This window comes from Zooshikella harenae, assembly GCF_018837975.1.
GTDB classification, from domain to species: Bacteria; Pseudomonadota; Gammaproteobacteria; order Pseudomonadales; family Zooshikellaceae; genus Zooshikella; species Zooshikella harenae.
On sequence record NZ_JAGSOY010000005.1, the window covers coordinates 115809 to 142804 of the forward strand.

At 43.0% G+C, this 26996-nt stretch carries 26 protein-coding genes and 1 other RNA gene; 22 read left to right on the top strand and 5 right to left on the bottom strand.

The window, feature by feature from the left end:
* Positions 1-98: 98 nt before the first annotated feature.
* A complete protein-coding gene (gene zapE, locus KCG35_RS03960) occupies positions 99-1199 on the top strand; it encodes a cell division protein ZapE (RefSeq protein ID WP_215818368.1) in 1101 nt (366 codons plus the stop codon).
* Between the two features lie 102 nt (positions 1200-1301).
* On the opposite strand, the gene KCG35_RS03965 is transcribed toward zapE, so the two are convergent.
* Positions 1302-2345: an NADP(H)-dependent aldo-keto reductase gene (locus KCG35_RS03965; protein ID WP_215818369.1), complete on the bottom strand. Its 1044-nt coding sequence runs from the start codon at positions 2343-2345 to the stop codon at positions 1302-1304.
* Between the two features lie 414 nt (positions 2346-2759).
* Between KCG35_RS03965 and rplM the strand changes: the two genes are divergently transcribed.
* The 7 genes from rplM (at position 2760) to KCG35_RS04000 (ending at position 7673) form a co-directional block, all read left to right on the top strand.
* A complete protein-coding gene (gene rplM / locus KCG35_RS03970; RefSeq protein ID WP_215818370.1) occupies positions 2760-3188 on the top strand; it encodes a 50S ribosomal protein L13 in 429 nt (142 codons plus the stop codon).
* Positions 3189-3202: 14 nt separating this feature from the next.
* A complete protein-coding gene (gene rpsI, locus KCG35_RS03975; RefSeq protein WP_215818371.1) occupies positions 3203-3595 on the top strand; it encodes a 30S ribosomal protein S9 in 393 nt (130 codons plus the stop codon).
* A 250-nt stretch (positions 3596-3845) separates the two neighbouring features.
* Positions 3846-4439, top strand: a complete 594-nt coding sequence (gene petA, locus KCG35_RS03980; protein WP_215818372.1) for a ubiquinol-cytochrome c reductase iron-sulfur subunit — start codon at positions 3846-3848, stop codon at positions 4437-4439.
* A gap of 10 nt (positions 4440-4449) precedes the next feature.
* Positions 4450-5661 carry a cytochrome b gene (locus KCG35_RS03985; RefSeq protein ID WP_215818413.1) on the top strand — a complete coding sequence of 404 codons (1212 nt, stop codon included), beginning with the start codon at positions 4450-4452 and terminating at the stop codon, positions 5659-5661.
* Positions 5661-6416 carry a cytochrome c1 gene (locus tag KCG35_RS03990; RefSeq protein ID WP_215818374.1) on the top strand — a complete coding sequence of 252 codons (756 nt, stop codon included), beginning with the start codon at positions 5661-5663 and terminating at the stop codon, positions 6414-6416. The genes KCG35_RS03985 and KCG35_RS03990 overlap by 1 nt, the downstream gene beginning before the upstream one ends.
* A 108-nt stretch (positions 6417-6524) precedes the next feature.
* Positions 6525-7154: a glutathione S-transferase N-terminal domain-containing protein gene (locus KCG35_RS03995; RefSeq protein ID WP_215818375.1), complete on the top strand. Its 630-nt coding sequence runs from the start codon at positions 6525-6527 to the stop codon at positions 7152-7154.
* 105 nt (positions 7155-7259) lie between these two features.
* Complete coding sequence (locus KCG35_RS04000; protein WP_309227281.1) at positions 7260-7673, top strand: ClpXP protease specificity-enhancing factor; 414 nt, start codon at positions 7260-7262, stop codon at positions 7671-7673.
* Positions 7674-7722: 49 nt separating this feature from the next.
* Here the strand turns inward: KCG35_RS04000 and KCG35_RS04005 are convergent, their stop codons facing one another.
* The 4 genes from KCG35_RS04005 to KCG35_RS04020 all read right to left on the bottom strand — a co-directional run bounded on the left by KCG35_RS04005 (position 7723) and on the right by KCG35_RS04020 (position 11430).
* Positions 7723-8298 (bottom strand): BON domain-containing protein, encoded by a 576-nt coding sequence (locus KCG35_RS04005; RefSeq protein WP_215818376.1) that lies wholly within the window; start codon positions 8296-8298, stop codon positions 7723-7725.
* A gap of 20 nt (positions 8299-8318) precedes the next feature.
* Positions 8319-8903 (bottom strand): phosphoheptose isomerase, encoded by a 585-nt coding sequence (locus tag KCG35_RS04010; protein WP_215818377.1) that lies wholly within the window; start codon positions 8901-8903, stop codon positions 8319-8321.
* Positions 8904-9157: 254 nt separating this feature from the next.
* Entirely contained in the window at positions 9158-9532 is a 375-nt protein-coding gene (locus tag KCG35_RS04015; protein WP_215818378.1) for a YraN family protein, read from the bottom strand.
* 8 nt (positions 9533-9540) lie between these two features.
* Positions 9541-11430, bottom strand: coding sequence for a penicillin-binding protein activator (locus tag KCG35_RS04020; RefSeq protein WP_215818379.1), 1890 nt, complete (start codon positions 11428-11430; stop codon positions 9541-9543).
* Positions 11431-11948: 518 nt separating this feature from the next.
* Here KCG35_RS04020 and rsmI point away from each other — a divergent pair.
* The 14 genes from rsmI (at position 11949) to KCG35_RS04090 (ending at position 26983) form a co-directional block, all read left to right on the top strand.
* Positions 11949-12797, top strand: a complete 849-nt coding sequence (gene rsmI, locus KCG35_RS04025; protein WP_215818380.1) for a 16S rRNA (cytidine(1402)-2'-O)-methyltransferase — start codon at positions 11949-11951, stop codon at positions 12795-12797.
* Positions 12798-12807: 10 nt separating this feature from the next.
* Positions 12808-13165: RNase P RNA component class A (gene rnpB / locus KCG35_RS04030), an RNA gene on the top strand.
* A 391-nt stretch (positions 13166-13556) separates the two neighbouring features.
* Positions 13557-14012, top strand: a complete 456-nt coding sequence (mraZ, locus tag KCG35_RS04035; RefSeq protein ID WP_215818381.1) for a division/cell wall cluster transcriptional repressor MraZ — start codon at positions 13557-13559, stop codon at positions 14010-14012.
* Positions 13987-14961, top strand: a complete 975-nt coding sequence (gene rsmH / locus KCG35_RS04040; protein WP_230408990.1) for a 16S rRNA (cytosine(1402)-N(4))-methyltransferase RsmH — start codon at positions 13987-13989, stop codon at positions 14959-14961. Before mraZ ends, rsmH begins: the two co-directional genes overlap by 26 nt.
* A 23-nt stretch (positions 14962-14984) precedes the next feature.
* Positions 14985-15278, top strand: coding sequence for a cell division protein FtsL (gene ftsL, locus KCG35_RS04045; RefSeq protein ID WP_215818382.1), 294 nt, complete (start codon positions 14985-14987; stop codon positions 15276-15278).
* Positions 15275-16999: a peptidoglycan D,D-transpeptidase FtsI family protein gene (locus KCG35_RS04050; RefSeq protein ID WP_215818383.1), complete on the top strand. Its 1725-nt coding sequence runs from the start codon at positions 15275-15277 to the stop codon at positions 16997-16999. Before ftsL ends, KCG35_RS04050 begins: the two co-directional genes overlap by 4 nt.
* Before the next feature lie 6 nt (positions 17000-17005).
* Complete coding sequence (locus KCG35_RS04055) at positions 17006-18511, top strand: UDP-N-acetylmuramoyl-L-alanyl-D-glutamate--2,6-diaminopimelate ligase (RefSeq protein WP_215818384.1); 1506 nt, start codon at positions 17006-17008, stop codon at positions 18509-18511.
* Entirely contained in the window at positions 18504-19874 is a 1371-nt protein-coding gene (locus tag KCG35_RS04060) for a UDP-N-acetylmuramoyl-tripeptide--D-alanyl-D-alanine ligase (RefSeq protein ID WP_215818385.1), read from the top strand. Before KCG35_RS04055 ends, KCG35_RS04060 begins: the two co-directional genes overlap by 8 nt.
* Positions 19875-19877: 3 nt before the next feature.
* The gene (gene mraY, locus KCG35_RS04065; protein ID WP_215818386.1) at positions 19878-20960 is read left to right on the top strand and encodes a phospho-N-acetylmuramoyl-pentapeptide-transferase; all 1083 of its coding nucleotides are present in this window, start codon (positions 19878-19880) and stop codon (positions 20958-20960) included.
* A gap of 7 nt (positions 20961-20967) precedes the next feature.
* A complete protein-coding gene (gene murD, locus KCG35_RS04070) occupies positions 20968-22341 on the top strand; it encodes a UDP-N-acetylmuramoyl-L-alanine--D-glutamate ligase (protein ID WP_215818387.1) in 1374 nt (457 codons plus the stop codon).
* The gene (gene ftsW, locus KCG35_RS04075) at positions 22334-23512 is read left to right on the top strand and encodes a putative lipid II flippase FtsW (protein WP_215818388.1); all 1179 of its coding nucleotides are present in this window, start codon (positions 22334-22336) and stop codon (positions 23510-23512) included. Before murD ends, ftsW begins: the two co-directional genes overlap by 8 nt.
* Positions 23505-24590: an undecaprenyldiphospho-muramoylpentapeptide beta-N-acetylglucosaminyltransferase gene (murG, locus tag KCG35_RS04080; RefSeq protein ID WP_215818389.1), complete on the top strand. Its 1086-nt coding sequence runs from the start codon at positions 23505-23507 to the stop codon at positions 24588-24590. The genes ftsW and murG overlap by 8 nt, the downstream gene beginning before the upstream one ends.
* Positions 24591-24615: 25 nt before the next feature.
* Entirely contained in the window at positions 24616-26043 is a 1428-nt protein-coding gene (murC, locus tag KCG35_RS04085; RefSeq protein WP_215818416.1) for a UDP-N-acetylmuramate--L-alanine ligase, read from the top strand.
* Between the two features lie 7 nt (positions 26044-26050).
* On the top strand, positions 26051-26983 hold the full coding sequence (locus KCG35_RS04090) for a D-alanine--D-alanine ligase (protein WP_215818417.1): 933 nt from the start codon (positions 26051-26053) through the stop codon (positions 26981-26983).
* The last annotated feature ends 13 nt before the right edge of the window (positions 26984-26996 follow it).

Here is a 26996-nt window from a genome sequence, read left to right on the forward strand (position 1 = left end):
GGGGTATATCGCAAGCCTCCGTAATATTCGCTGACAGTATTTGAGTACAACTGATTGTGCCATTTACTTAGAAGTAGAAAAAACTAAGAGAATTTATCATGAGCCCTATCGAGCGTTACCAGCAGGATTTACAACGAGAGGAGTTTTTATATGATGCGGCACAGGAAAATGCAGTAAAACATCTTCAGCGATTATATCTAGCGCTTCAATCAGCACCTGATAGATCAACTAAGCGTTCATGGCTCTTTTTTCGTTCAAAAAAAGCAGAAGCACCAATTAAAGGCCTCTATTTTTGGGGGGGGGTTGGCAGAGGTAAGACCTACTTGGTAGACACTTTTTTTGAAAGTTTGAAAACGCCAAAAAAATGGCGTACGCATTTTCACCGTTTTATGATGCGTGTTCATCAAGAATTAAAAGCTATTCCAGGAGAAAAAAATCCATTGGAGCTAGTGGCTAATAAATTATCCACTGACTTTCGTATTATTTGTCTTGATGAGTTTTTTGTTACAGATATAACGGATGCCATGATTCTGGCTGGATTGTTAGAGCAGCTTTTTGCTAAGGGAGTAACACTGGTTGCAACGTCTAATATTGTTCCAGATGATTTATATAAAGACGGTTTACAGAGGCAACGATTTTTACCCGCGATTGATCTGCTCAAGACTTATACAGAAATCGTTAATGTCGATAGCGGTGTTGATTATCGACTAAGAGTTTTAGAACAAGCAGAGATTTATCACTATCCCTTGGACAATCAAGCCAGTCAGCAGCTAACTGAAAACTTTAAGAGTTTATCTGCGTTAGGCGAGGGGAATATAGTTGAAGATTCAAGCATAGAAATTCTGGGCAGAGACATTCCCTTTAAGAAGTTGTGTGATGGTATTGCCTGGTTTTCATTCGCTCAGCTCTGTGATGGGCCGCGTAGTCAAAATGACTATATTGAAATCAGTCGGCAGTTTCATACAGTTTTGCTGGGTGAGATCCCTCAGCTTACCGCAAAAGATGATGATTTAGCCCGACGTTTTATTAACTTGATTGATGAGTTTTATGATCGCAATGTGAATGTGATTATGTCAGCAGCAGTGGCGGTTAATGAACTTTATCTAGGACAGAATCTAAGCTTTCCATTTAAGCGAACAGTCAGCCGCTTACAAGAAATGCAGTCTCATGAATATTTGGCGCGTGCTCATCAACCATAAATTTTGCAAGGGCTCTAACTCTTCTTGCCTTTGGATACCTGATGAGTTGAGCCTATTATTATAAAACGCTTGCTGCCAAGTTGTTTGTCAATTGAGTAAATATTATGGGGCAGGGTTTGAATATTGTTGGTGGATCCGTTCAATGGCGTTAAGCACTTCATCATTTAGTGTTACATCCCAGCTTGCAATATCAGTTTTTAACTGCTCAATAGTTGTTGTACCCATTATGGTACTTGTGGTGAATGGGCGGCTACTGACAAACGCTAGTGCCATTTGCGCTGGATCAAGTCCATATTGCTCGGCTAGTTGAACGTAGGCCTCAGTGGCTTTTTGAGCATAGGGGTTAGTGTAACGACTAAAGCGGCTAAAGAGTGTTAGACGGGCTCCAGCAGGTTTAGCGCCATACAGGTACTTTCCAGACAGAACACCAAACGCAAGCGGTGAGTAAGCGAGTAAACCCACATGCTCTCGTTGAGCAAACTCGGCCAGGCCAATTTCATACGTCCTGTTCAACAAGTTATAAGGATTTTGAATACTGACTAATTTAGGCCAGTCATGCTTATCCGCAAGCTGTAGGTACTGGCTGACGCCCCAAGGTGTTTCATTAGATACGCCTATATATCGTACCTTGCCACTTTTCACTAGCTCGTTCAGGGAAGAAAGTGTTTCTTCTATGGAAGCGATATTGGGTTTATCTTCAGCAAACTGATAACCCAGTTGACCAAAAAAGTTTGTGCTGCGAGCGGGCCAGTGGATTTGGTAAAGATCAATATAGTCAGTGTTTAAACGTTTTAATGAGCCTTCTACAGCCCGCATAATATCAGAGCGCTTTAAGGTTGGCCCCGTTTCATTGATATAACTGACCCAGTCGCCTGGACCTGCAGCTTTAGTCGCGATAATGAGATCGTTTCGGTGTTTGTGAAGGGTTAACCACTTGCCAAGAATTTTCTCAGTGGTTGTGTAGGTATTGGCTTTTGGCGGAACTGGATAGAGTTCTGCTGTATCAATAAAATTAACACCAAGGCTGGTCGCGTAGTCAAGCTGTTGAAAAGCTTCAGCTTTATTATTTTGCTCTCCCCAGGTCATGGTGCCTAAACACAGTCGGCTCACATTTAGCGAAGTGTTTGCTAATGGTCTATAGTCCATGAGAAAAGTCCTTGCTGTTCATGGGTAAAGGAATGAGTTGTAGCCTGTTAAAGTGCAGTATGGTGTGTTTTTGGAGGCACATTTGGCGTTACTCAATGATAGGCTTTTTCATAAGGCTGAAACGGTTGAAGGTTTGCAGACTTTGCTTGGATGGAATGTATACAGACCCAGTCTACATAGCTTTGCAGGCCATTCTGACCTAATTATATTGTGGAGTTTTGTCAGTTTTCGGTCGTTAAAGTGGCATTCAAGCTGCTTAGGACTTTTAAAATTTACCTCGATGCGTATAATTGCGCATTCGTTTCCCAACGTCTAATGCCCCTTAAACGCAAACATCACTTTACATCTCATGCCAAGGTGATTGGGGTGTTTGGTTTTGCCGGTAATTATTTCGGTCAATGAGGCAATTGTTTAATGAAAACGTTTAGTGCTAAACCAGAAACAGTTAAGCGCGACTGGTACATTGTAGACGCAGCAGATAAGACCCTTGGTCGTCTTGCTACTGAACTTGCTCGTCGGTTACGTGGCAAGCATAAGCCAGAGTATACTCCTCACGTTGATACTGGTGACTACATTGTTGTTATCAATGCGGAAAAAGTCCGGGTAACCGGTAACAAGAGCAAAGATAAAATGTATCACAGCCATACTGGGTTCCCAGGTGGATTGCGTAGCATCAACTTTGAAGGCCTGATCAATAAAGCACCTGAGCGTGTTATTGAATCCGCAGTTAAAGGCATGCTGCCTAAGAATACACTTGGTCGTGCGATGTATCGCAAGCTAAAAGTGTATGCTGGCACTGAGCATCCTCATACTGCGCAACAACCACAGGTTCTGGAAATTTAAGATAAGGTCTGGCTATGTCTGCTACTCAATACTATGGAACAGGTCGTCGTAAGTCTTCGACTGCTCGTGTCTTCCTAAAATCAGGTTCTGGTGCAATTACTGTTAATGGTCGTGAGCTTGACCAATATTTTGGTCGTGAAACTGCTCGCATGGTCGTTCGTCAGCCTCTTGAGCTGGTCGAATTGACTGACAAGTTTGATATAAAAATCACTGTGACTGGTGGTGGTGCTGCTGGTCAAGCTGGTGCGATTCGTCATGGTATTACTCGTGCCTTGATGGATTTCGACAATAATCTTCGTCCTTCATTGCGTAAAGCGGGTTATGTAACTCGTGATGCTCGTGAGGTTGAACGTAAGAAAGTCGGGTTGCGTAAAGCGCGTAAGCGTCCTCAGTACTCTAAGCGTTAATTTACGTACTTGCACTGTTTTGCCCATTGTGGCTATAAAATACCCGGCATCGACCGGGTATTTTTTTGTTTAATCGTTAAGCGTTTCCACTATTTAAGTCTTACAAAATACCCTTAAGGTTGCTAGGTGAAGGGATTTTCTTTAACATTCGCAAAATTTTAATCATTTTTATAAGTCTGACGCTTTATATCTGTTCTGATTCTTCAGCTGCAAATTCGACGGGTCATGTCTCTGATGGGGAGAATAATTAATGACGAATGACGGCGTGAATAAAACCCGGCGTCGCTTTCTTGTGGGCGCTACATCAGTAGTCGGGGCTGTTGGTACAGTGGGAGTCGCCATCCCATTTGTTAAATCCTGGAACCCAAGTGCTAAGGCTAAAGCCGCGGGAGCCCCAGTTAAAGTGAACATCGCCAAGGTAGAGCCAGGTCAGCAAATTGTTGCTGAATGGCGTGGTAAACCTGTATTTGTTGTCCGGCGTACGGAAGAAATATTAGCCAACATTAAGAAAATGGATAAGCGTGTTGTTGATCCCAGCTCAAGTGAGGCACAGCAACCAGCTTACGCAAAAAATGAGTATCGTTCGCGTAAGCCAGAGTTTTTGGTGCTGATTGGTTTGTGTACACACTTGGGTTGTTCACCAAAATATCACCCTGAAGTTAAGGCCATGGACTTCGACGAAAAATGGTTGGGTGGTTTTCACTGTCCCTGTCATGGTTCCAAGTTTGATCTTGCTGGCAGGGTTTTTAAAGGCGTACCTGCACCACTGAACCTAGAGGTACCCCCTTATTCATTCGAGGATGAAAATACCCTAGTCATCGGGATTGATGAGGAGAACGCTTAATATGAGCACAATGCAAAGATTCATGGCCTGGGTCGATGCGCGTTTTCCCGCCACAAAGATGTGGGAAGAACATTTAAGTAAGTACTACGCGCCGAAAAACTTTAACTTTTGGTATTTTTTTGGCTCTTTGGCCTTGCTCGTACTCGTTAACCAGTTATTGACGGGTATTTGGCTGACTATGAGCTATAAGCCCTCTGCTGCAGAGGCATTTGCTTCCGTCGAATATATAATGCGAGATGTTGAGTGGGGATGGTTGATCCGCTATTTACACTCAACTGGAGCCTCTGCATTTTTTGTTGTTGTTTATTTACACATGTTTCGTGGTATTTTATACGGATCATACCGTACACCCCGTGAGTTAGTGTGGATTTTTGGCATGGCCATTTATTTGCTCTTAATGGCTGAGGCATTTATGGGGTATTTATTACCCTGGGGGCAAATGTCGTATTGGGGGGCTCAGGTAATTATCTCCCTGTTTGGAGCCATACCTGTCATTGGGGCTGATCTGCAGCAGTGGATCAGAGGCGATTACTTGATCTCTGATATTACCCTGAACCGCTTCTTTGCATTACACGTAATAGCTTTACCTTTAGTACTAGTAGGTCTGGTTGTTCTGCATATTTTAGCGCTTCATGAAGTTGGCTCTAATAACCCTGATGGTATTGAGATTAAGAAGAAAAAAGATGCCAATGGTGTACCTTTAGATGGTATTCCTTTTCATCCTTACTACACCGTGAAAGATATTGTCGGTGTTGTTGTTTTCTTATTTGTTTTTTGTATTGTCGTTTTCTTTTTCCCTGAAATGGGGGGATTTTTCTTAGAAAAACCTAACTTTGAGCAAGCAAATAGTCTGAAAACGCCTGATCATATTGCACCTGTTTGGTATTTTACGCCTTTTTATGCCATTTTACGGGCAATTCCTGATAAACTAATGGGCGTTATCGCTATGGGTGCGGCGATTGCCATTTTGTTTGTTTTGCCCTGGTTAGATCGCAGTCCAGTAAAATCAATTCGTTATAAAGGTTGGATGAGCAAAGTAGCCATCGTGCTGTTTGCTATTAGCTTTTTATGGCTTGGTTATCTGGGTGCTATGCCTGCCACTGATACTCGAACTTTTTGGGCCCAAGTATGTACGGTTATCTACTTTTTATTTTTTCTGTTGATGCCATGGTATACGCGGGTTGAGAAGACTAAACCAGTTCCAGATAGGGTGACAGGCTAATGAAAAAACAACTGATTGCGCTGTTATTAGCATGGTTACCAGTTGCCTTGATGGCTGCTGGTGGAGCTGGTTATCCATTAACTCATGTTAATATTGACTTGGAAGATAAAGCCGCTTTGCAAGAAGGGGCCAAGCTTTATATAAACTACTGTATGGGATGCCACAGTACTGAGTTTCAGCGCTATGAGCGAGTAGCGGATGACTTAGGTATTCCTCATGAGTTGTTTATGGAAAACTTAATCTTTGATGACGCAAAAATTGGCAACCTGATGGAAAATGCCATGCGTGGTGAAGAGGCTAAACGTTGGTTTGGTGCTGCACCACCCGATTTGACGCTTGTGGCAAGGGTGCGAGGTTCAGATTGGTTATACACTTATCTGAATACCTTTTATGTTGACTCCAAGCGTCCCTGGGGAGTCAACAACAAAGTATTTCCTGATGTGGCTATGCCACATGTATTGGCCGAGCTACAAGGTTTGCAGGAAGATACCTGTGGTGATACTGATCCATCTAAGCGTGATACTTTAACTGGTGAACGTTTATGTGGATTTAAGCCTATTACAGGTAAAGAAGGGTCAATGTCAGAGCAAGAGTATAAAGAAGCGACCAAAAACTTAGTGACTTTCTTAGCTTATGCAGGGGAGCCTGTTCAGCTAGAGCGGAAACGAGTTGGCGTCTATGTGCTATTGTTTTTGGCAGTATTCTTTGTTTTTGCATACTTGCTGAAGCGAGAGTTCTGGAAAGACGTACATTAAGCGATTATTGCTTGATACAATGGCTATTTAGCCACGGTTAACAGCGTGTACTCCTAAAGGGTACGCGCATTGTTTGTTTTTTGGATCAGTCAAAATGTGGGGTTAAACATGGGCGTAGTCGCCAAACGTTCCTCAATGACTTTTTACTCCGATCCCAAGGATCATTATTGTCATCGCGTGAGAATTGTTCTTGCTGAGAAAGGTGTAGCTGTTGATATTCAGGATGTAGATCCTGAAAACAAGCCTGCTGAACTCGCAGATCTTAATCCATACAATAGTCTGCCAACACTGTTGGATCGAGACCTAATTTTGTATGAAGCCAATGTGATGATGGAGTATCTCGATGAGCGCTTCCCCCATCCACCGCTGTTGCCTGTCTACCCTGTAGCTCGGGCACAAAGTCGTTTGTGGATGCACCGAATTGCCAAGGACTGGGCCATGAAGGTAGATACACTATTGGATGCCAAAACTAAAGAGACGACAGCCAATAGGGTACGTAAAGAACTTAGGGAAAGCTTGGTATCAACCACGCCTATTTTTATGGAGAAACCTTTCTTCATGAGCGAAGAGTTTACTTTGGTTGACTGTTGTGTTGCTCCAATCTTGTGGCGGTTGCCAGTAATGGGTATTGAGCTGCCAAAACAGGCTCGACCTTTGGTTGAATATTCTGAGAGGCTATTCGCAAGGGAGTCGTTTAAAGAAAGTCTGTCAGAAGCAGAAAAGGAAATGCGTATCTAAGCAGGGCATATGCCGTGCCGTGTTTTTCTCTATGCGATGAGAGGGCTAACTAGCCCTCTCATTTGCCGTGAAATAAGATACCCGCCAAAGTAAAGGAGACAATTGATGTCAATGAGCAGTAGCCGCCCATATATCATGAGAGCGTTATATGAGTGGATAGTCGACAACAACTGTACCCCTTATGTATTAGTTAATACTGCACAAGCTGGTGTAGTGGTACCACAAGAATACATTAAGGATGATCAGATCGTACTCAATATTTCTCCAGTCGCTGTGCGGGACTTGTTGATGAGTAATGAGCAAATTGAATTTAATGGGCGATTTGGTGGATCCCCCATGCATGTCTATGTTCCAACTGGTGCGGTAATGGCTATCTATGCTAAGGAAAATGGACAAGGTATGGTATTTGAGGTTGAGCAGACACCTACTGATCCAGAGCCAACACCAACCTCCCCTAGTACTGACGGACAATCTGGCGCCCGTCCTAGTGGTAAACCAAGCTTGAAAGTGGTTAAGTAAAGGTTGGTGATGAGATAGTGCAAAATAGCAAGCAGAAGCTTGCTATTTTTTAATCAGTGTAATCGAAAATCTTAACTATTTTTTGTACGCCATAAGCTGTACGGCTAATGTCTACTGCATGGCGAGCCACAGACTGACTGACTTTTCCCATTAGGTAAACAATACCATTTTCTGTCACGATTTTTATTTTGCCTGCTGGAAAGTTCTTTTCAGCAAGCATTTTGGTTTTGATTTTTGAGGTTAGCCAGCTGTCATTACTGCGAATTAAAAATGTAGTAGCTGGGCCAATTTCTAGCTCATTGTAGACACGTCGTACTTTTTTCACATTACGAGCAACATCACCCGTGAGGCTACGGAGTCGTTCATTCGCGACTTGCCCTGTTAATAAGACAATACCGTCATAACTGGTTACTACAATATGCGAGTGTTCCAGTGCTGGATCAGCTTTGGCAATATTGACCTGGGTAACCGTTTCAATGGTGTTGTCATCGACCCAATCACCCATTGTGCGCGTGCTTTTGTCTTGCTGAATGGGACCATCATTGGTTGCTTTTAGAATTGGGGTACATGCTGTAGAGAAAGTAATCAGGTTGATTAAAAGGAACCATAAGATAGGATTTTTCATTTCGTTAAGCTCCACCAAAGTTAAATGCCGCCAAACAAAAACTCGTCAATTAAATCACATAAACAGTGTATGGTGAGCAGTTGAACTTCTTGAATGCGCTGAGAATTAATTTCGGGTACTCTAATTTCTACATCTTCTGCATCCAATAAAGCAGAAATATCACCACCATCACCACCTGTTAAGGCCACTACGAGCATTTCTCTGTCATGAGCCGCTTGAATTGCCTGAACAATATTTGTTGAACGGCCGCTGGCTGAAATAACGAATAAAATATCATTTGGTTGGCCGAGTGCTCGTACTTGTTTAGAGTATATTTCATGAAAACTATAGTCACTGGCAATCGCGGTCAGTGTTGCTGCATCAGCAGATAGTGCGACAGCAGGTAATGCAGGGCGTTCTCGCTCAAAGCGATTAAGCAGTTTAGCTGTAAAGTAGGCAGCACTGCTGGCTGAATTGCCATTTCCACAAGCCAGAATCTTTCCTTCATTGAGTAATGTATTGACCATTAATTCGCTGGCTTGACCAATAAGGGGGCTGAGAATTTCAGCTGCATGGGCCACTGCATCGATGCTTTCGGCAAAATGACGTGTTATGCGTTCATGCATTGGTTAAACAGCCTTTCATTGTTTTATTGCTGAGGATAAAGACAGCAGTTGAAGAAATAAAGTGGTTGCAGCAAACGATAAATACGGCGTGCTAATAAACTATCATTTTGACAGTTTGGCAACAGTGTTACGCTTGGCTGATGGTTGTTGAAGACGCTATTGTAACCTGAATCAATAATATCAGGACAGGGATGATGACAGATAAAAAACAAAAATACAGCAGTTAAGATCTTCGATAAATTGAGTGAACAGGGTTAATAATCTAGTTGGATTATATTTTTAAGCCAATCTATTTGTTCACTGGATGTCTGTCCTGTTATTGCTAGCAGATCAAAACGACAGGCTGGATTGTGCTTTGCCTGTGTGAGTAGAAAATGCTTAGCTGTGTTTATGAGCTTACGCTGTTTACTTTTGGTTAAGGATTCAGTCGCTGCACCAAAAGTAGCGTTTTTTCGGTAGCGAACCTCAATAAAAACAAGGGTAGTTTTATCGAGCATGATGAGATCTATTTCACCGCCTTTCCATGCGTAATTCCGTTGTACCAGTGTTAATCCTTGTCGTTTTAGGAAAGCCAGCGCTAGGTCTTCGTGCTGGCTTCCACGGTGCCGATGGGAAAGGCGCCAAAACATACTTAAATTTACTGTGTATTGCGTTGGTTAAAGGTCATAGTGGGTAAGCGCTGGGGTGTACCTGCTTTAAAAATATACCAAGGTTGAGTTCGCTCAATTTCTTGATACTGATTCATGGTCAGAGAGCCTGAAGCACCACTGATTTGAGTACCACTTAAAGAAGCAAGCTGGCTCAAGCGATCGTATAAGCGGAATGCATCAATACCTAATACATAGAGTTGGGCATATGAGGTACCATTTTCCTGACGTGCTTTGACAATTTGGTCTTTTAATGGGTCATTGAAGTCGTCTTTAAGCCAGGGCATACCAGTAAAGCGAATATTGTTGAGGTCGTGGTCAATCTGAGGATTAACTATGCCTGAAAACACATTAGCTGTAGCATAAACGGGCAGATCTCCCGCAAAGTGGTAGGCCAGAAAAGGCTTAACCAGACGTGACTGAGTTGCACTAGCGGCTAAAAATACAAAGTCGACATCCTGGCGCCGGCGTCCACTAAATTGAACGTCTTTTCCTGCAAGGCGTTGAATTTCTAATGCTCTTGCATTGCTTGCATTGACATTCATTAGACGGCCAATGACGGCTTTGTAATTATTGTTTGCTTCATTAAAGCGTCCAATGCCTACAACTTCACCACCAAGCGACTGTAGTTCTTGTTGAAAGGCTTCGCTTGCCCGTATTGCCCAGTCACTCTCAGGCGTGATCACTACAGCAAAGCGATGGCCATCATGTATGGCTTGTCGAGCGGCTTGACGCGCTTCATCATCAGCTGATAGACCGAATTGGTAGAATGGACGATTGCCAGCTGTTTGGCCTCGGTTTGCATAATTTAAAGCCATTACTGGAATGGGGAGTGCGGCATTATTCTGTAGCTGTTGAACGGCTTCTTTGCGGAGTGGGCCTATTGCCAACTGAGCTCCTTCTGCTGCGGCCTGATTGAGAAGCGCTAGTGGGTCGGCAGATGTTGTGTCATAAGGGGTAATTTCTGGTACCTGGCCTCCACTTCGTTGTGCATGGAAGTAAGCGGTAAAAAAGCCTTTTTCTATTGCATTACCTGCAACTTTTAATGCTCCATTTCGAGGTAACAACAGCGCAACTTTTCGTGGGCGCTCTTGAGTTGCTTTGCTCAATAGTTGCTGTGTTTGAGGGAGTTGCTGATGACCAGGGTGATTAGGCCACTGCTGTTGCCAGTTAGCAAAGGCTTGAAGCTGGCTTTCAATGTTATCTGACTGTTTAACAATATTAGCGAGTTGAATATAACCTGTTAGTAAGGTGTCAGAGGTATTAGCCGCCATTGCATCCAGTGTTGGAGTATCAGCGTTGAGTAAGTAACGCCATAGCTTTTGGTAAGATAACTGTTTTTCTCTTTCCGTTTGCAAAGGAATAGCCAGCATGACTTCGTCAATTGCGGCTCGATATTCCTTATTCAATGCATAGGCTTCAGCACGAACAGCATAAGCACGCTTCCCTACTTGGCTATCTGAGTTATTAATCACCGCTGGGGAGTCAAGCCAGTCAAAAGCTTTCATAGCATTCATATCAGCCAGAGCAAGCTGAGCTTGAACAACAGCATAACGGCCCTGGTTAGAACCAGTTTGAGCATTAGGCGACAGCTGTTGCAAAATATTTTTGGCTTCGTCTGTCTTCTGCTGCTCTAATAAAATGCTTACTGCATCAAGACGTAGAGCATCTTGTTCTTCCCCTGTACTTTGCTCTGCACTGGAGAGCAGTTGTTGTACTTCAGCCATTGACTGTGTTGCTAGGGGATCACTTTGCGTGCTTCCAGATCGATTTATAAATGAGTTGCCACAGCCCGCAAGTAGACCACTGATTAGGCAAACGGCGACGAGCGACTTAATGGCTTTCTTGAAGGGGGCTTTGATCTTTATCGTGCTTGTCATGCTTGAATGCGATTCCTGTTGCGTTGGTTTATGCGGGTCAAAATAACCTTTATTAATTTTAACATGGTGAGCTTTACTTTAGGGATTAACAACAATGCCGCAAAAGCGTTATACCTAGAACACTAAAACTTAAAGACTGCTATTACAGGAAACAGCATCTCTAACCATTATGATAGGCTATTACAGCTAATGGCATTCATTTTAATACCAAGGGCTCAACATAACTTACTTTAACAAGTTACAGAGGATCTGAATCCTGATATTTAGGTGCACTTGCTAGAGTTTATTTGTCTGTTTGGCTTTACAGTTTGCTGGCAATGTGTAAAGTGAGGTGCAGCATAATCAATGGATTAACACCTAACGTTTACTGCTTTGCAGAATTTCACTGTAAAACAAATAGTTTTCGTTATTCTATTTTATCTGAAAATCACACTTTTTTTATAAGATTCATAATGACTGGCTTCACTAAAAAGTAAATCAGTCATTTGGCTAACTTGGTGGGAAAGGCGCTAATTATAATGACATCGGGTGTTTTATATATTGTTGCAACGCCTATTGGGCATCTGGATGATTTTAGTCCTCGTGCACAAAGAATTTTACAGCAAGTTGATTTAATTGCAGCAGAAGACACACGTCACTCTTCGCGGCTGTTATCTCGCTTTGGGATTACCACACCAATGGTTTCATACCATGAACATAATGAGTCTCAGCGAACAGAGCAGCTATTGGCTAAGTTGCAGCAGGGGCAAGCGATTGCCTTGATTTCTGATGCTGGGACACCGCTTATTTCAGATCCTGGCTTTGTTATCGTGAGAGAAGCAAGGAACGCGGGTATTCAAGTAAGTCCGATTCCAGGACCCAGTGCCATCATGTCGGCACTTTCTGTGGCTGGTTTACCAACAGACCGGTTTTGGTTTGAAGGCTTTTTACCTGCTAAAGCAACGCGGCGAAAGCAGCGTATTCTGGAACTGGCACAATTGCAGGCAACGTGGGTAGTGTATGAATCCACACACCGTATTATTGATTGTTTGACTGATATGCAACAGGTGTTGCCACTTGGGACACAGGTTGTCATTGCACGAGAGCTTACCAAACAGTTTGAAACACTTTTATCTGGCTCTGCTAGTGAATTACTTGAGCGTTTACAGCAAGAGCCTGTTCAGCAAAAAGGCGAATTTGTTGTACTTGTTGAAGGGAAGGCGGAGTCTGTCAGTACCGAAAATGAGATCCCTGAAGATGTTTTACATATCTTGCAAACACTGCAAGCAGAGCTTCCTGTCAAACAGGCAGCAAACTTGACTGCGAAAATTTCTGGGTTAAAGAAAAACCTGCTATACAAAGTTGCACTTTCAAATAAAGGTAGCTAAGCTTCGCGGCTGAGTTGGCCAGACAGTCGCTGTAATGCATTTGCATTATGGAGGAAAGTCCGGGCTCCATAGGGCAAAGCGCCAGGTAACGCCTGGGAGGTGTGAGCCTACGGAAAGTGCAGCAGAGAATAGACCGCCTAAGCAAAGTGATTCACTTTGCCGGTAAGGGTGAAACGGTGCGGTAAGAGCGCACCGCGTGAGTGGTAACACGTCACGGCATGGTAAACCCCGCTTGGAGCAAGACCAAATAGGAATTCATTGGTGTGGTCCGCACCGAATTCGGGTAGGTTGCTAGAGGTGTATAGTGATATACATCCCAGATGAATGACTGTCCTAGACAGAACCCGGCTTATCGGCCAACTCATTTCTTTTCTCCCTTGTTGTCTGCTTTTTTTACTTTAGGCAGACAGGTATGGGGTATAACATCTGAAAGCGCAGTGCTCTGCAAAATGTTCAACAACTAAGTTGCACTTCAATACTTTTCCCTCAATTAGGTGTTTTACAGAAATAATTAATCCATACGTCACTTCAATTCAACAATTGAGTTAACTCGCTGAATCCCCTTGATAATTGCTCATGGCATTAGGTTATGTAATAACCCGTATTCGTACGGTTTTGTCAACTGCATCACGTTTTTGGGTCGGTTGGCTTTTGGGGTTGCCTTGACGGAACTCTGGGCCGTTCCTATAGTGTCTGAAAGTGGTACAAAGTGGGTGAAAGTGGATTTTTTTGGGGTAAAAGTGGCGAGAGTGTATAGTTGTGTTCCGTGGAGTCAATGCGATCAGTCTGGATGCCAAAGGGCGGCTTGCTATTCCAAGCCGTTACCGAGAAGTACTAAATGCCCATTGTAATGGGGCCTTAGTGGCCACGATTGATACAGAAGAACCTTGCCTGTTGATTTATCCCATTGATGAGTGGGAAGCCATTCAGGCAAAGATTGAAGCATTACCAAGCTTCAACCCTGTTGCCAGACGGATACAGCGGCTGCTGATTGGGCATGCCACTGATTTAGAAATAGATGGCAGTGGAAGGGTGTTAATCCCACCATTGCTTAGAGATTATGCTGGTCTTGAGAAGAAAGTGATCTTACTGGGCCAAGGTAAAAAATTCGAACTTTGGAGTGAACTGCGCTGGAACGAGCGTCGCGATGCCTACCTGGCGGAAGCCAGTCAAGGAAGTGAAATGCCAGATGAGCTGCAGTCCTTGTCGTTGTAGTGAGCTTATGATTGAAGAACTGAAACATACCACTGTGCTGCTAGGTGAAGCCGTTAAGCAGCTGAATATTGTTGCTGATGGAATTTATATTGATGGCACATTTGGTCGTGGTGGACATAGCCAGAGGATTTTGTCTCAGCTGGGGGCTGAGGGAAAACTTTTGGTTATTGATAAAGATCCTACAGCGATAGCTATTGCTAATCAGTTGGCGGAGGAGGATTCAAGGGTAAGCGTTGCCCATGGTTCATTTGCACAGTTAAAGGAGTGGGTGAAACAGCATCACTGGCTGGGGCGGGTAGATGGTATTTTACTGGACTTGGGGGTGTCCTCCCCCCAGCTTGATGATGCCCAACGAGGGTTTAGCTTTCTTCAGAATGGCCCTCTGGATATGCGAATGAATCCTGACCATGGGGTGAGTGCAGCAGATTGGTTAGCAAGAGCAGAAGTGCGAGATATTGCGACTGTTTTGAAAGAATATGGTGAAGAACGCTTTGCGCGTCGGATAGCAAATGCCATTGTGCATGCTCGAGAGGAAGCAGATATCACAACTACAAAACAGTTGGCAGAGATCGTGGCGCAAGCTAATCCTTCATGGGAAAAGCATAAGCACCCAGCAACACGTTCATTTCAAGCAATTCGCATTTTTGTGAACAGAGAGCTGGATGATTTGCAACAAGGATTAGATGATGCGCTCCAGTGTTTACACGTCAGTGGTCGGCTGGTTGTTATCAGCTTTCATTCACTTGAAGATCGTATTGTAAAGCGCTTTATACGAAAGCATGAAAAAGGCACAGAGTATCCACCAGGTGTACCCGTGACTGCTGATATGGTCGCAAGTACACAGCGTCTTCGTGGTGAGAGAAAGCCTGTTCGTCCAAGTGAAGAAGAAGTTCAGCAAAACCCCCGTGCTAGAAGCTCAATTATGCGGGTGGCCACTAAATTGCGTTAGCGTTAATTAGTAAGAGGGTCCCTATGACTCATGTAGTAGCGCAGCTGAAGCAAAAGCAAGTAGTGGTGTTTTTTTTACTGATGGTGGTGATTGTTGTCTCTTCAGTAGCCATTACTTATGTTGCTCACATGAATCGTCGCGCATTTAATGATTTGCAGCGCCAGCTTGTTGTCAAAAATTCGGCACAAGTTGAGTGGGGACAGTTGCTTTTACAACACAGCACACTCACTACACCAAAGCGTGTTGAAAGGATTGCAACAGAGAAGCTGGATATGGAAGCACCAAATCCCGATCAGATAAAAATGGTGGTGCCATGAGGAAGGTCAAGCAAACAGGGCCTTACCTGTGGCGCTTTCGTATTGTCGTGACTTGTTTGATGCTGGTGATGGGCGTCATTACCTGGCGTATTATTGATTTGCATGTCATAGATCGTCAGTTTCTGCAGGATCAGGGCGACAAACGTACAGTACGTTATACCGAGATAGCTGCAACACGAGGCATTATCTTTGACCGAAATGGTGAACCACTTGCTGTTAGTACACCTGTTAAGTCTTTTTGGGGCAATCCAAAAGAACTTGTGGAGCACAAAGAGCGCTGGCCAGTGCTGGCAGATACCTTGGGCATTAAGCGTAAAACGCTAGCCAAGCGAGTCTTACGTAGTGCAGACAAAGAGTTTATTTATTTACGCCGTCATTTAACCCCTAAACAGGGAGGGAAGGTCGTAGCTCTGGATATTCCTGGCGTTTATGCCATGGATGAGTTTCGTCGCTACTACCCTGCCAGTGAAGTTGTTGCTCACCTTATAGGTTTCACGAACATTGATGGTCAAGGGCAAGAAGGCATAGAGCTAGCGTACAGTGAATGGCTTGATGGCAAGCCTGGGAAGGTTCGCTTACTGAAAGATCGTCGTGGCCGTCTTATTGAACAAGCGCAGTCGATTAAAAGTGCTGAGCCTGGCAAAGAGTTAATGCTGAGCATTGATATGCGCATTCAGTATTATGCCTACCGCTCACTAAAAGAGGCGATTAAAGAAAATGAAGCTGATAGTGGCTCAGTTGTCGTCTTAGATGTTACGACGGGTGAAGTATTAGCGATGGTTAATAACCCGTCTTATAACCCCAATAATCGAAAAGGCGTGAAAGTTTCTGCGCTACGAAATCGTGCGGTGACAGATGTATTCGAGCCAGGCTCAACCATGAAAGCGTTTACTGTTGCTGCTGCCTTAGAAACTGGAAAATATACACCTGATACCAAAATTGATGTACGTCCAGGTTATATCATGGTTGGCCGTAAAACGGTGAAAGACCACCGAAATTATGGCGTCATTGATTTAACTACTGTACTGACTAAATCAAGCAATGTGGGAACCACAAAAATCGCTCAGGATATTGGTGTCGAGCGGATATGGTCTTTACTCAGCCGTGTTGGGTTTGGGGAGTCTACAGGCGTTGGTTTTCCGGGGGAGCGAAGTGGCACTTTACCTGTTCATACAAAGTGGCGTCCAGTAGAGATTGCCACACTGTCTTATGGCTATGGTCTCTCTTCAACACCACTTCAAGTCGCGCAAGCTTATATGGTACTCGCCTCAGGTGGTATTAAGCGTCCTATATCACTACTAAAAGTAGATGATCCTTCCAGAGTCGAAGCACAACAAGTTTTACCTAAAAAAGTAGCAAAACAAGTGGTGAGCATGTTGACCACCGTTATTGAGCGGGGAGGAACAGGAACGCGTGCCAAGGTAGATAGTTATACGGTGGCGGGAAAAACAGGCACTGTACATAAAGTGGGTGCACATGGTTATGAAGAGAAAAAGTATATGTCGATTTTTGCGGGTATGGCTCCAGCGTCAAATCCGCGTGTGGTAACAGTGGTGATGATTAACAACCCGAAAGCAGGAAAATATTATGGTGGTGCAGTTGCAGCCCCTATTTTTTCTAATGTAACAGCAGGTGCTTTGAGGATGCTAGGCGTTCCACCTGACAATATGCCTGCTGTTGCCAAACAAGAAGCTAAACCAGGGATCAAAGATAAGTCGTAAAAGTATATGAATACGCAGCAAGTCGATCAAAAAACATGGTTGTTACAGGCACTATTATCAGGCTTTGATGTGGTTGTTGATGCGCATATCACGATAACAGGTATTGCGCTGGATAGCCGACAAGTGAAGCCTGGTGATTTATTTATAGCGTTGTCCGGTACTCGTGTAAATGGCCACCATTTTATTGCTCAAGCAATACAGCAAGGTGCGGTTGCGGTGTTGGCTGAGCCAAATAGTTCAGAAACATATGAACCGCATGATTATTCTATCCCTGTATTTTGGATGCATAATTTAAGTGCTCAAGCCGGTTACATTATTAGTCGTTATTTCCATAGCCCTAGTGAGCATATTCAGGTTATTGGCGTCACGGGCACTAATGGCAAAACATCGACATCTCATTTTATTGCCCAACTGTTTGGTGCGTTAAATATATCCGCAGGCGTTATGGGTACCTTGGGTTATGGCATGCTTGATGCCCTCAATGCCAGTGTCAATACCACGCCGAGTAGCTTAGTTATTCAGTCTCACCTCGCAGAGTTAGCGGCAAAAAAAGTCGCTTATTTAGCGATGGAGGCCTCATCTCATGGTGTGGAGCAAGGCAGGCTGCTGGGCTGTGAGTTTGAAACCATGATTTTTACAAATCTTAGTCGGGATCACTTAGATTTTCATGGCACGATGGAGGCTTATGCACAAAGCAAAGCCAAGCTTTTTGCATGGCCAGGTCTTAAGCATGCTGTTATTAATTTGGATGATGATTATGCCGCTTTTATAAAACACTTTGTGGATGAAGCGACAGAATTAGTCACTTACAGCTTAAGGAATACCTCTGCAAATGTGTATGCAAGTCAGATCCAGTATTTACCTCAGGGCATTCAATGTTGGCTACATACACCTTGGGGTAGCTCTTTAGCCGATATTCCACTATTAGGTCATTTCAGCTTACAAAATGTATTAGCTGCAGTTGCTGCACTAGGTTGTCATGGACAACCTGTTGAACGAATAGTTGATGCACTATCAACACTTAAAACTGTGCCTGGGCGGATGGAATATTTCGGTGAAGAAAAACAACCTACGGTTGTCGTAGATTATGCCCATACCCCTGATGCACTTATACATTTACTGAAAGCAGTTCGCTTACATTCTCGTGGCAAAGTAGTGTGTGTTTTTGGCTGTGGTGGTGATAGAGATAAAGGAAAACGACCACTGATGGCGAAAGCAGTGGCTCAGTATGCTGATGAATGTGTGGTGACCAGTGATAATCCGCGAAGTGAAAATCCTGATGCCATTATTGATGACATCATGCCAGGGTTTAAAAATTCTTTGGTTCAGGTTCATGTAGAAGCTGATCGAGCCAAAGCCATTCAAGAGGCTATTTTAACAGCAAAACCTGATGATATTGTTGTTGTGGCAGGTAAAGGTCATGAAGACTATCAGGAGGTTAGTGGTCAGCGTCATCCTTACAGTGATCTTGTGCAAGTGGCAAAAGTATTGAAGGAGTACGCTTATGATTAAGCACTTGCACCTGTCGGATGTTATCTCCCAATTAGATGCTCAGTTGCATGGCCAGGATGTTGTGATAGGTAATGTTTCTACTGACACCCGGCAGTTGCAGCCTGGAGATATTTTTATTGCACTACAAGGACCAAATTTTAATGGCAATAATTTTGTAGCTTCTGCCTATGAAAAAGGGGCCAGTGCCGCCATTGTTAGCCAGGTTCAAACAAGTGTGCCAATCCCACAGCTATGTGTAGAGGATACACTACAGGCGTTGGGTAAATTAGCTGGGTTGAACCGGCTGCATTACTCAGGAAAATTGATTGCAGTTACAGGTAATAGTGGAAAAACCACGGTTAAGGAAATGCTCTCAGCCATATTGCGTAAGCAAGGCTCTGTGTTGGCAACTAAAGGTAACTTAAATAACGCAATTGGTGCACCACTAACGCTTTTACAGTTAACGGCTGATCAGCAATTTGCCATTATTGAGCTTGGCGCAAGTGAGGTCGGAGAAATTGCTTATACCGCTGATTTAGCCAAGCCTGACGTTAGCATTATTACCAATGTGACGCGTGCGCATTTAGGTGGGTTTGGGACAGTTGAAAAAATAGCCCAGGCAAAAGCAGAAATTTTACATACCTTGCCAACCAATGGTGTTGCAATTCTCAATAAAAACGATGTGTTTTTTGAATACTGGCAAGCAGAAGCTTCATCGTGTCATGTTTTGTCCTTTGCGATTGATGATTGTGCGGCTGATCTAGAAGCAACGGCAATTGAGCCAATACCCAGTGGGGGGATTCATTTCAACTTGCGCTATCAGGCACAGGTGTTTCCTGTTGAACTCAAACTGGGAGGTAAGCATCAAGTCGCCAATGCACTAGCCGCTATTGCTGGGGCTATCGCTTTAGGTGTTGCAATGCCAATAATTATTAGTGCATTGGCAGAGGTTCAGCCTGTCCAAGGTAGGGGAAACCGGCTACCAGGAAAAAAGGGAGCCGTATTAATTGATGATACATATAATGCTAACCCAGGCTCTGTAAAGGCAGCTATTGATTTGCTTTCGCTACAGCCAGGTATGCGTATTTTGGTGTTAGGGGATTTAGCTGAGTTAGGCCAAGATGCTGAGGCTATTCATGTTGAGTTAGGTGATTATGCTCGAAAAATGGGTATTAATCATTTGTTAACGGTTGGCTCTTTAAGTCAACATACTGTGGCTAGTTTTGGTGAATGTGGGCATGGCTATACGGATAAACAAAATCTTATTGATGAGCTGCAAGGACTTTTAACAGATGAAACTACTGTTTTAGTTAAAGGGTCTCGCAGTGCAAAAATGGAAGATGTTGTTATGGCCTGTTTGGATAGGAATGATGGGAGTAATTAATAAATGCTGTTGTGGTTGGCGGAATTTCTAGCGCAGTATGAAAGCAGTTTTACCGTTTTTCAGTATTTAACATTTAGGGCCATTTTAGGGGTGTTGACATCTTTAGGGTTAGCGCTTTGGTTGGGACCAAAATTGATTAAACAACTGACACATTATCAAATTGGCCAGTCTGTCAGAGATGATGGACCTCAGTCGCACTTGAGCAAGGCAGGGACCCCTACCATGGGAGGGGCCTTAATTCTTGTTGCGATTGCTATCAGTACTTTGTTATGGGGGGATCTGGGTAATCGTTATGTGTGGGTGGTATTAAGCGTTACATTAATTTTTGGAGCTGTTGGCTGGGTTGATGACTACCGGAAAGTAATTGAAAAAAATTCGCGAGGGTTACCCGCCCGCTGGAAATATTTTTGGCAGTCAGTGGGTGGTCTTGGGGCTGCAATTTTTTTATTTAAGACTGCTCCTTCAGCAGCAGAAGTTGAGTTGATCGTGCCATTTTTTAAAGAAGTGGCTTTGGATATTGGCATTTTTTATATCGTACTGACGTATTTTGTGATTGTTGGTAGCAGCAACGCGGTGAACCTTACAGATGGGTTAGATGGGCTGGCGATTATGCCCACCGTTATGGTTGGTAGTGCTTTAGGTATTTTTGCATATTTAAGTGGCCATATTGGTTTTGCAGATTATTTACATATTCCTTATATCGCAGGTGCAGGTGAACTTGTTGTTTTTTGTTCTGCCTTAGTGGGGGCTGGGTTAGGTTTTTTATGGTTTAACACATATCCAGCTCAGGTTTTTATGGGAGATGTTGGTGCACTTTCATTAGGGGCTGCACTTGGGGTTATTGCAGTAATTGTTCGTCAGGAAATCGTATTATTTATTATGGGTGGCATCTTCGTCATGGAGACTGTTTCCGTTATTTTGCAAGTAGGTTCCTATAAATTGACGGGACGACGAATTTTCCGAATGGCACCCTTGCATCATCATTTTGAATTAAAAGGCTGGCCTGAACCTCGTGTTATTGTTCGCTTTTGGATTATCACATTGATTTTAGTGTTAATTGGTTTAGCTACTTTGAAACTGCGGTAATATGAGCATGAAAAAACAGCAGAGCTTAATTGCTTCTGATCAGCTTCGCGTCATTGTCGGTTTGGGTAAAACCGGATTGGCGTGTGCTCGTTTTTTGCAGCAACAAGGTATTAAATTTATTGTTGTTGATAGTAGGGAGTCGCCACCTGAGTTAGCTGTATTTAGAGCAGAATTTCCTTTAATACAGGTTTATCTTGGCGGAATTCCTGAAGAGGTTTTGTCGCGGGCAGCTGAACTAATTGTAAGCCCTGGTGTACCACTTACTGAACCCGCTATCGCTAATGCTAAAGCAAAAGGTGTTCGGGTTATTGGTGATATTGAATTATTCGGTTATTACTGTGAAAAACCAATTATTGCGATAACAGGTTCCAATGGAAAGAGTACTGTCACCACTATGATGGGTGACATGTGTAAAGCAGCGGGTTTAAAAACAGGCGTAGGAGGAAATTTAGGCGTCCCTGCGCTATCTCTTTTAGCTCATGGTTTCGATATTTTTGTTCTAGAATTGTCAAGCTTTCAGTTGGAAACAGTTGATACGTTTTCACCTGCGGTAAGCACTATTTTAAATATCAGTCCAGATCATATGGACCGCTATCCTTCGCTGATGGCTTATCACCAAGCAAAACAAAAAATCTATCGTAATTGCAAAGCTGCAGTAAGTAATAAAGATGATGCTTTAACCCAGCCTCTACTTCCACAACATATACCGCATGTTACGTTTACCCTGCATGAACCTGACTTAAAAGAGTTTGGAATTATTGAAGATAGTACTGTTGGGGGAACATTTTTAGCGAAGGGACAAGAACGGCTGTTAGATACGCGTGAGTTGAAGATTGTAGGACATCATAATTATGCGAATGCACTTGCGGCATTTGCCCTTGGTTTCCAAGTTGGTTTACCAGTAGAAGCTATGTGCTCGGCATTAAGAGAGTATAAAGGTCTTCCACACCGTTGTGAGTGGGTTGCAGAAAAAAATACAGTCATATTTATCAATGACTCAAAAGCAACAAACGTGGGCGCTGCATCAGCGGCATTAGAAGGTATTGGTTCCGAAATAACTGGGAAAATAATACTTATTGTTGGTGGCGACGGCAAAAATGCAGATTTTGATATTTTAGGTGATTTATTTAATCAATATTGCCGATATCTGGTGGCAATAGGACGTGATGCTAAACCGCTTCTTGCTGTGGGTCGGTCAGCAGGTATTCCAGGTGAAGAACATGATTCATTGCAGAGTGCTGTCTTTAGGGCAGCTGAAATGGCCCAGCCTGGGGATGTTGTTTTATTATCCCCTGCCTGTGCCAGTTTAGATATGTTTGCAAATTATGAGGCTCGCGGTAATGAGTTTTGTCAATGGGTCAGGGAGTTAGTGAATGACTAAATCCTGGTGGCCTTGGATATCAAAAAATAATGTTGCTATGGCTTATGATTTACCTCTAGTCGTAGCCTCAATTATGTTGATTGCCACAGGGCTGGTTATGGTGACGTCTGCATCTACAGAAATTGCCTACAGCCAGTATGATGATGTTTTTTATTTTTGTATCAGGCAGTTGCTTTATTTAAGCGTCAGTTTTGTGATGGTAATAAGCGTTTTAATGGTGCCAATGAGCTGGTGGGAAAGCAAAGGCTGGTTATTGTTTTTAAGTTCACTATTGATGTTATCAGCCGTGTTACTGGTTGGTCGTGAAATTAATGGTAGTAAGCGCTGGGTGAGCTTGGGTATTGCTAACTTTCAACCTTCTGAATTAGCGAAAGTATTTATCATTATTTATTTAGCGGGTTACTTAGTACGACGCCAGGAAGAAGTTCGCCAACGCTGGTCAGGCTTTTTAAAGCCGATGTGTTTATTGGCTTTAGTTGTCTTTTTACTTTTATTAGAGCCTGATTTTGGTGCTGCTGTCGTGTTGATAAGTGCTGTTGTTGGCATGTTATTTTTGGCTGGGGTGAAACTGTCGCACTTTATTTTAATGCTGATGGCATGTGGTGGTGCTGTTGCTTTAATGGCGTTTTCACAAGCATATAGGCTACAACGATTAACAACCTATATTGACCCTTGGGCACATCAATTTGATAGTGGTTATCAGTTAACTCAGGCATTAATTGCATTTGGACGAGGTGAATGGTTCGGTGTTGGGCTAGGTAATAGTATTCAAAAACTGTTTTATTTACCGGAAGCGCATACCGACTTTGTATTTGCTGTGTTAGCAGAAGAGTTTGGTTTAATTGGGGCACTGTTTGTCGTATTTATGCTGGTTTTTGTTGCCTGGCGTGCTTTGTGTATTGGAGTAGAAGCAGAGCGTGAAAACAGTTTATTTTCTGCCTATATAGCTTATGGGTTAGGTTTACTTCTTGGCATGCAGGCATTAATTAATATTGGAGTAAATACAGGATTATTGCCAACTAAAGGGTTAACACTGCCATTGTTGAGTTATGGTGGTAGTAGTTTATTGGTGAGTTGTATGGCTGTTGCATTTCTGTTGCGTATCGATTTTGAAACACGAAGGTCTAGAGCTTCTGTTAAGTCTAAAAGCAGGAGTAAACGCCGTGAGTGAACAAAAAACATTTGTGATTATGGCAGGGGGGACAGGTGGACATATATTTCCTGCGCTGGCAACTGCGCGGCAATTATTAGCTCAAGGCCATAGTGTTCACTGGTTTGGTACACCTAACAGTATGGAAGCTGACTTGATAACAAAAGAAGAAATTCCCATGACATTAATCGATGTTGGGGGGCTTCGGGGTAAAGGAATTCAGCGATGGGTTAAAGCGCCACTCATGGTTACTAAAGCGATTTGTTTGGCGAAATCTCACTTAAGGAGCCTGAAGCCACACTGTGTTTTAGGCATGGGGGGGTATGTTGCAGGACCTGGAGGGGTAGCGGCTAAATTACTTGGTATTCCTCTAGTTATCCATGAACAAAATGCAATTGCTGGATTTACAAACCGTTTGTTATCACGAATTGCTACGCGTGTACTTGAAGCATTTCCAGGTACATTTTCAAGTTTACATAAAGTTTATTGTACGGGTAATCCAGTAAGAAAGAATATTGTTAATCTGGAAGAAGTACATAAAAAAGAGGGTAGTGAGCATCCTTTTAGACTGCTTGTATTGGGTGGTAGTTTAGGGGCTGTTGCAATTAATGAAGTCATGCCATCTGTCATTGCAGAACTACAACAGAAGATGACGATTGATATTTGGCATCAGACAGGTAAAAAAAATCTGACACAAACTCAGGCACTATATAAACAGCATGGTGTGGCAGGAAAAATTGAGGCGTTTATTGAGGATATGGGAGCTGCCTATCAGTGGGCTGATCTTGTTGTATGTCGTGCTGGGGCATTAACAATTGCTGAAGTGGCTAATGCTGGCGTCCCCTCAATTTTAGTTCCTTTTCCTTATGCGGTTGATGATCATCAGACAAAAAATGCACATTATTTGGTTAATCATGGTGCTGCTGAGTTAGTTATGCAGCAAGCATTTACGAAAGATCATGTACAATTTTTATTAACACAGCTCATGACAAATAGAGAACGTTTGACTCAAATGGCTACTGCTGCCTATTCGTTAGCCAGGCCGGATGCGACAAATGAAGTGGTAGAGCATTGCTTGGAGGTTGTAAAAGGTGGCTAGTACGTTATTAAGTAAACCAGTTCCAATGTTTGCTATTCCAGAAATGCGCAGAATAAAGCGTATACATTTTGTTGGAATTGGTGGTGTGGGTATGTGTGGTATTGCTGAGGTTTTGCTCAACCAAGGGTACGAAATTTCAGGATCTGATATTAAGTCTTCAGCAACAGTAGAGCACTTACAACAGTTAGGTGTTGAAATAGCAATTGGTCACCACCAGAAGAATATTGTGAGTGCAGATGTTGTTGTTGTTTCAAGTGCAGTCGCAGCAAATAATCCCGAAGTGATTGCTGCAAAAGAGTCTCGCATTCCAATTGTTCCCAGAGCAGAAATGCTAGCAGAGTTAATGCGTTATCGACATGGAATTGCGGTGGCCGGAACACATGGAAAAACAACTACAACCAGCTTAGTGGCATCAGTACTTGCAGAGGGAGGCCTTGATCCTACTTTTATTATCGGAGGAAAATTAAACTCGGCAGGTACCAATGCTCAATTAGGTGCAAGCCGCTACCTGGTTGCAGAAGCTGATGAGTCAGATGCATCTTTTTTACATTTGCAGCCAATGATTGCTGTGGTAACAAATATTGATGCAGACCATATGTCAACCTATGAAGGTGACTTTGAAAAACTAAAGAAAACCTTTATCGATTTCTTACATAATCTGCCATTTTATGGATTGGCCGTATTGTGTACGGATGATCCTGTTGTACAGGAAATACTACCACTGGTTAAGCGACCAACGATTACCTATGGTTGTGCAGAGGGTGCAGATTATCAGGCGGTGAACATAAAGCAAGATGGACAAAAAACGAGCTTTACAGCTGTGTGTCCTTCTGGAAAGTCGCTTGATATTTGTCTGAATATGCCTGGTAGACATAATGTATTAAATGCACTTGCAACCATTGCTATTGCTCAGGATGAAGGTATTGCTGATGAAGATATTTGTCATGCGCTGATGCAATTTCAGGGGGTTGGTAGACGCTTTCAAATATATGGCAATTATCCTGTGCGTGATGGTGAAGTTATGCTGGTTGATGATTATGGCCACCATCCGCGAGAAGTGTTGGCAACTATTAATGCAATACGAAATGGTTGGCCAGAAAAACGCTTAGTGATGATTTATCAGCCTCACCGTTTTTCTCGAACGCGTGATTTATATGAGGATTTTGTTGACGTTTTATCTGAAGTTGACGTTTTGTTGCTAATGGAAGTTTACGCTGCAGGCGAAAAAACAATTCCTGGGGCAGACAGTAGAAGCTTATGTCGAAGTATTCGTCAACGAGGAAAAGTAGAACCAATTTATGTTAAGCAGCGAGAAAATATTGCTTCAATATTAGAAGACGTGTTGTTGCCAGGTGATATTGTTATAACACAAGGAGCTGGGGATATTGGAGGTCTTGCGAGCGAATTAGCACAGCAAAATTTATTCGTTGGACAGGCAAAAAATAGAGAGTAATGTGGCGATGATATATGTTGCAAAAGCAGTGATAACACCGGAACAAGCTGGCCGTATTGTTGTGCTTTATGGTGGACATACAGCAGAGCGGGAGATTTCATTACTCACTGGCCAAGCTATTTATGAGGCTCTGGTTCAACAAGGATTTGATGCTTTTTTGCTTGATGTAGATGCGCAAAATCTACGTGATCAATTAGCAAATAAAGCATTTGACCGGGCTTTTATCGCCTTGCATGGCCGCTTTGGCGAAGATGGTACCATTCAGGGCCTGCTTGAAATGTTTAATATTCCCTATACTGGATCAGGGGTGTTAGCCAGTGCACTGGCAATGGATAAGTTTCGATCAAAATTATTATGGCAGGGGTTAGGTTTACCAACACCGCCTTATCAATTATTTCGACGTGGTGAGTTGTCTTCTTTAGCAATAAATTTGCCTTGCATATTAAAGCCTGTACATGAGGGCTCTAGTATTGGCATGACAAAAGTAAAAAGTCTTGATGAGTTGCAAAATGCGTTAAAGAAAGCCTATCAGTTTGATGAACAGGTGTTAGCGGAAACCTGGATTACAGGACGAGAATTTACTGTAACAATTTTACATGGTGAAGCATTACCTGTTATTGAGTTGAAAACACCACGTGAGTTTTATGACTATGAGGCAAAATATACTACAAATGATACCCAGTATATTTGTCCATGTGAGCTTCAAAGTGAGGAACGTAAACAAATTACACAGCTAGCATTAGACGCATTTTCTGCTCTTGGCTGTAAAGGGTGGGGGCGTGTAGATATTATGCAAGATGATGCGAACAATTTTTGGTTGTTAGAGGTCAATACAATACCAGGCATGACAACACACAGTTTAGTTCCTAAAGCGGCTAAAGTCGCGGGAATTGATTTTAACCAGCTGGTGATGTCTATTTTAGCAACTTCCAAAAGTTGATTATTTGCCAAAC